Annotated in this window: 3 protein-coding genes and 1 pseudogene; all 4 read right to left on the bottom strand. The window is 73.6% G+C overall.

The window, feature by feature from the left end; translation table 11 throughout:
- Positions 1-46: 46 nt before the first annotated feature.
- Positions 47-1,968, bottom strand: a pseudogene (locus MUU72_RS30015) (ABC transporter permease/substrate-binding protein).
- Complete coding sequence (locus MUU72_RS30010) at positions 1,961-3,667, bottom strand: sugar ABC transporter ATP-binding protein (RefSeq protein WP_248016571.1); 1,707 nt, start codon at positions 3,665-3,667, stop codon at positions 1,961-1,963. Before MUU72_RS30010 ends, MUU72_RS30015 begins: the two are co-directional and overlap by 8 nt.
- A 279-nt stretch (positions 3,668-3,946) precedes the next feature.
- Entirely contained in the window at positions 3,947-4,948 is a 1,002-nt protein-coding gene (locus MUU72_RS30005) for a LacI family DNA-binding transcriptional regulator (protein WP_248016570.1), read from the bottom strand.
- Between the two features lie 474 nt (positions 4,949-5,422).
- Positions 5,423-5,851 carry an organic hydroperoxide resistance protein gene (locus MUU72_RS30000; protein WP_248016569.1) on the bottom strand — a complete coding sequence of 143 codons (429 nt, stop codon included), beginning with the start codon at positions 5,849-5,851 and terminating at the stop codon, positions 5,423-5,425.
- Positions 5,852-6,000 lie beyond the last annotated feature (149 nt).

The raw sequence follows: 6,000 nt of genomic DNA, 5'->3' as shown, positions 1-6,000 counted from the left end.
GCCGTCAGCCGTCAGCCGTCAGCCGTCAGCCGTCAGCCGTCAGCCGTCAGCCGTCGAACTTCGCCGCGTTGGCCGCCGTCACCAGTACCACCGGCACCTTGACCGTCCGCGGCAGCCGCTCCCCGCGGGCCGCCTTCAGCGCCCAGTCCACGGCCTGCCGGCCGAGGAGTTCGGGCTGCTGGGCGACGGTGGCGGTGAGGGTGCCGTCCCGCACGGCCCGGACCCCGTCCGGGGTGCCGTCGAACGCCACCACCTTCACGTCCTTGCCGGAACGGGCCCCGAGCGCCTTGGACGCCCCGAGCGCCATCTCGTCGTTGGCGGCGAACACCCCGGTGATGTCGCGGTGTGCCTGGAGCATATTGGACATCACGTCCATGCCCTTGGTCCGGTCGAAGTCGGCGGGCTGCCGGGCGACGACCTGGATGCCCGGGTACTGCTTGATGCCCTCCTCGAAGCCCCGGCCGCGTTCGCGGGCGGCGGAGGTGCCGGGCTGGCCTTCGAGGAAGGCCACCTTGCCCCGGCCGCCGAGCGCCTCGGCCAGGGTCCGCGCGGCGAGCCGGCCGCCGGCGACGTTGTCGGAGGCGATGGTCGAGCCGACCCGCCCGCCGTTGACCCCGCGGTCGATGGAGATCACCGGCACCTCGGCCCGGTTGGCGACGCCGACGGCCGGGACGGCGGCGTCCGAATCCACCGGGTTGATGATGGCCGCCTTCACCTGCTGGCTGGTGAAGGTCTCCATCTGGTTGATCTGCTGCATCGGGTCGTTCTGCGCGTCGGTGATGTTGATGCGCAGCCCGCGGGCGCCGGCCTCGGCCTGCGCGCCCTTCTTGATGCCGACGAAGAACGGGTTGTTCATCGTGGACAGGGCCAGGCCGAGGTCGGTGTGGCCGCCGCGGTCGCAGCCGGTCAGGGCGAGGGCGCCGACCGCCAGGGCCGCGCCGAGGAGTGCCGTGCGCCGCCTCATCGCGCGCTCCGGCGCCGCAGGGTGTCCAGGAGGACGGCGAGCGCGATCACCAGACCGGTGGCGACCTGCTGCCAGAAGGCGGAGACGCTCAGCAGGTTCAGGCCGTTGCGCAGCACGGCGAGGATCAGCGCGCCGATCAGGGTGCCGGACGCCTTGCCGGAGCCCCCGGAGAGGCTGGCCCCGCCGATGACGACGGCGGCGATGGCGTCGAGTTCGTACCCGCCGGCGGCCTGCGGCTGGGCCGAGGTGAGCCGGGCCGCCAGGACGATTCCGGCCACCGCCGCGAACAGGCCGGACAGCGCGTAGATCACGAGCTTGCGGCGTGCGACGTCGATCCCGGAGAGGCGGGCCGCCTCCTCGTTGCCGCCGATCGCGAACATCGCGCGGCCGGAGTACGTACGGGCCAGGATCAGCGCGGCGACCAGCCCCATCGCGATCATGACGAGGACGGGCACCGGGAGCCAGCCGCCCAGGGTGTCCCCGAGGTGGTTGACCGCGCCGGGGAACGGGATCGGGGTGCCGCCGGAGACGACCAGGGCCAGACCGCGGCCGACCGACAGCATCGCCAGGGTGGCGATGAACGCGGGCAGCCGGCCGTAGGCGACCAGGGCGCCGGATATCAGGCCGGCGACCACGCCGACCGCGAGGCCGAGCAGCACCGCGAGCCACACCGGCAGGCCCTGGCCGGTGGCGGCCCAGGCGGTGACGGTGGCCGACAGCGCGGCGACCGAGCCCACCGACAGGTCGATGCCGGCCGAGACGATCACGAAGGTGACGCCGAAGGCCAGGATCGCGGTGACCGACGCCTGCACGCCGACGTTGAGGAGGTTCTGCCCGTTCAGGAAGTCGCCCGACAGTGCCGCCATGACGGCGACCAGGGCGATCAGGCCGCCGAGCGGCCCGTTGCGCAGGACCGCCCGGGAGAACCACGGGCCCCAACCGTCCGGGGCCGCCGCGGCCCCGCCCACCGCCCGTGGGGCGGTTGCCGTCTTCACCTCAGACATCGGAGCCCTCCATCGCGCTCTCGTCGGTGTGCGTTTCGCCGGTGACGCCGGGCGGGGACTGGAGCGCCAGTTCCATCACGGCGTCCTGGGTGGCTTCGGCGGCAGGGAGTTCGCCGGTCAGCCGGCCCTGGGCCATCACCAGCACCCGGTCGCTCATCCCGAGCACCTCCGGCAGGTCGCTGGAGATCATCAGCACCCCGCAGCCGGCCGCGGTCAGCTCGTTGATCAGCTGGTAGATCTCGACCTTGGCGCCGACGTCGATCCCGCGCGTCGGCTCGTCCAGGATGAGCAGCCGGGTCTGCGCCAGCAGCCACTTGCCGATGACGATCTTCTGCTGGTTGCCGCCGGACAGGGTGCGGGCGGACTGGCCCAGACCGCTCATCCGGACCTGCAACCGCTCGGCGACCGCGGCCGCTTCGCGCCGCTGGCCGCGCCGGTCGACCAGCCCGCCGCGGGTGTCCCGGTCGAGCCGGGCCAGCGTCAGGTTGTCCTGGAGCGAGGCGTCCAGGACCAGGCCCTGGCCCTTGCGGTCCTCGGGGACCAGGCCGAGCCCGGCCCGCATCGCGGTGCGCACGTCACCGGGGGCCAGCCGCTCGCCGGCCACCTCGACGGTGCCGGCGTCGTAGCGGTCCACGCCGAACACCGCCCGGGCGACCTCGGTCCGGCCGGCACCGACCAGGCCGGCCAGTCCGACCACCTCACCGGCCCGCACCTCGAAGTCGATGCCCTCGAAGACCGGCCGGGCCGCGCCGCCGTCCCGGCCACCGCCTTCCCTTCCGGCGCCGTCCCGCTCGCCACCGTTCCGCCCGGCGCCGTTCCGCCCCGCACCGTTCCGCCCGGCGCCGAGCCGGGTCAGGCCGCGGACGCGCAGCAGCGGCGGGCCCGGCGCGTCGGGGCGGCGGCGCGGGTACTGCTCGGCGATGTCCCGGCCGACCATGAGCCGGATCAGGTCGTCCTCACCGGTGGTGGCGGGCACCTCGGCCACCGAACGCCCGTCGCGCAGCACGGTGACGCGATCCCCGAGCGCACCGATCTCGTCCAGGTGGTGGGTGATGAAGATGATGCCGACACCGGCGTCGCGGAGTTCGCGGACGATGCCGAAGAGGGTCTGCACCTCCTCGGACGTGAGGACGGCGGTCGGCTCGTCCATGATCAGGACGCGGGCGTCCAGGCTGAGCGCCTTGGCGATCTCCACCATCTGGAGCCGGGCGATGCCGAGTTCGGCGACCGGTGCGGCCGGGGAGACGTCCAGGCGGACGCGGCGCAGCAGGTCGGCGGCGCGGGCGCGCATGGCCTTCTTGTCGATGAGGCCGAGCGCGGTGCGCGGCTGGCGGCCCAGGAAGAGGTTCTCGGCGACGGTCAGCCCGGGGACGAGGTTGAACTCCTGGTAGATGGTGGCGATGCCGAGCCGTGCGGCGTCCTGCGCGGACCGGATCTGCACCTCGCGGAGGCCGTCGGCCGAACCGTCCGGGCCGCCGTGCACGAGGATCCGCCCGCTGTCCGGGCGGTGGGCGCCGGAGAGCATCTTGATCAGGGTGCTCTTGCCCGCGCCGTTCTCGCCGAGCAGCACGTGCACCTCGCCGGCGCGCAGGGTGAGATCGACGCCGTCCAGCGCGCGGACGCCGGGGAACGCCTTGGTCACCCCCTCGACGCGCAGCAGTTCGCGGCCGTCCGGAACGTCGTCATTGACGCCGGTCATGCGCTGCCCCTCTCTGGGTGGGTGGTGGGCGGGTGGGGTGGGGGTTTGTCTGTGGGGGGGGGTGGTGCGGTGGTCGGAGGGTGGCGGTCGGGGGCGGCCAGGAGGTAGGGGGAGGTAGAGGGTGTGGTCAGGGAGGAGCAGGGGCGTTCACGGCAGGTGGACTGCCGGTGTCAGCGGCCGGCCCCTGGTCGGCCTGACCCGTGGGGGGAAAGGCCGTGGGCGGCCGGAACGGTGCTCGGCCCGGGCCCTGGTCGATCAGTTCGGTGGTCGGCCGGGCGGTCATGTGCCGGGCCGTTCTCCGCAGGAGCGGCGGATGACGAGGCGGGCGGGGAGCAGTACCGACTCGGCGGGACGGCCCTCGATCCGTTCTAGGAGGGTGCGCACCGCGGCCCGGCCCAGTTCGCGGGTGGGCTGGGCGATGGCGGTCAGCGGCGGGTCGGTGTGCGCGAACCACGGCACGTCGTCGTAGACCACCAGCGCCACGTCGTCGGGAACCCGCAGGCCGCGGGCGCGGAGTTCGTCCATCGCGCCGAGCGCCATCAGGTTGTCGGTGGCCAGCACGGCGTCCGGTGGTTCGGGCAGGTCCAGGAAGCCGCTCATCACCCGGCGACCGCCGCTGGGCTGGAGATCGGGGGTGGCCCCGACCCGTTCGCCGGGCAGTGCGATGCCGTGGCCGGCCAGCACCGTACGGAAGAGTTCCAGCCGTTCATCACCGGTGGGGGTGCCGGCCGGGGCGACGATCACCGCAGGGCGGCGGCGGCCGAGCGCGGCGAGGTGGGCGGCGAGGTCGGTGAGCGCGGCGCGGCCGTCGGCGCGGACGCACGGCGCGTCGATGCCGGGGACGGCGCGGTCGAGCAGGACGAGCGGGGTGCCGGAGGCGACGACCTCGCGGAGCATCGCCGAGCCGGTGCCGGCCGAACTGACCAGCAGGCCGTCGATCCGGCGGTCGAGCAGGGTGCGGATGTAGTCGTCCTGTTGAGCGGGGCGTTCGCCGGCGTTGCCGATGACGAGGCTGTAGCCGAGGCCGCGGGCGGCGTCCTCGACGGCGTCGGCCAGTTCGGTGAAGAACGGGTTGGTGAGGTCGCTGATCACCAGGCCGAGCGCGCCGGTCCGGGCGGTGCGCAGGGCGCGGGCGACGTTGTTGGGGCGGTAACCCAGCTCCCGTACGGCGGCGAGCACCCGCTCGCGGGTCTCGGCGACCGGGCTGTTGCCGTTGAGGACTCGGGAGACGGTGGCGACGGAGACCCCCGCCCGCTCCGCCACATCCTTGATGTTCGCCATGGCGCCATCGCCGCCCGTCCTGCTCGTGTAATCGATTACGCGCACTCGCGTGAGGGCTACGTAATCGATTACACGGCTGATGCGTCAAGAGGCCGAGAATGTTGCCTGCGTCACATGCTGGCAGCCGTCGGACGCAGGCCGGGCTACCCGTCGGACCGAGAGACGGCCGGACCCCCGCGCCACTGACGACACGCGCCCGGCCCCCACCCCACCGCACGGGGCTCCACCGGGGCGGCCCCACCTCACCCCGCCCCGCCACGCGGATGACGAGGCGGAACCCTCCCCTCCCCGCCCCCGATGGCCAGGAACGGCCGAGGGCCGCACCCCATGACGGGATGCGGCCCTCTGCGAACGCGACGGACGCCCGAGCCGGACGCACCACCTCAGCTACCGAGCTGAGCGAGCGGCCCGTGTCGCGCGGGCCGCGGCTGGCCGGACGAGCCGCCCAGCCGCGGCCAGGTTGCCCGAACCGCCTCAGGCGACGGTCAGCTTGACCTCGATGTTGCCGCGGGTCGCGCTGGAGTACGGGCACACCTGGTGCGCCTTCTCCACGAGGTCCTTGGCGGTGGCCTCGTCGACGTTGGGGATCGAGGCGATGATCTCGACGGCGAGGCCGAAGGCACCCTCGGCGGTCTTGCCGATACCGACCTTGGCAGTCACCCGGGAGCCGGAGACGTCAGCGTTCTCCCGGCGGGCGACGACGCTGAGCGCGCCCTGGAAGCAGGCGCTGTAGCCCGCCGCGAAGAGCTGCTCGGGGTTGGTACCGGCGCCGCTGCCGCCCTGCTCCTTGGGCGGGTTGACGACGACGTCGAGCTTGCCGTCGTCGCTCGCGACGCGGCCGTCGCGGCCGTTCTCAGCGGTGGCGACGGCGGTGTAGACGACGTCGACGGTCTGGATGGACATACGAATCCTCCTGTGGTTCGCCGCGACTCGCGCCCACGCACCGCGGCGGCTTGCCGATGAGCCTAACCGGCCGGGGCACCGCGACGGGAGGCGAGTCTCACAGTACGGCGAACGGGCCGGGCCACCGAGCACAGACAAGGCCACGCAGC

The sequence above is a fragment of the Streptomyces rhizoryzae genome (genome assembly GCF_023155275.1).
Taxonomy (GTDB): Bacteria; Actinomycetota; Actinomycetes; order Streptomycetales; family Streptomycetaceae; genus Streptomyces; species Streptomyces rhizoryzae.
Note: the sequence above shows the minus strand (reverse complement) of the source record. Positions and strands in the feature narration are given on the sequence as shown.

Excerpts from the sequence above, each read along its gene's own strand:
- MUU72_RS30010 (WP_248016571.1), bottom strand. The coding sequence starts at position 3,667 with ATGACCGGCGTCAATGACGACGTTCCGGACGGCCGCGAACTGCTGCGC.
- MUU72_RS30005 (WP_248016570.1), bottom strand. The coding sequence starts at position 4,948 with ATGGCGAACATCAAGGATGTGGCGGAGCGGGCGGGGGTCTCCGTCGCC.
- MUU72_RS30000 (WP_248016569.1), bottom strand. The coding sequence starts at position 5,851 with ATGTCCATCCAGACCGTCGACGTCGTCTACACCGCCGTCGCCACCGCT.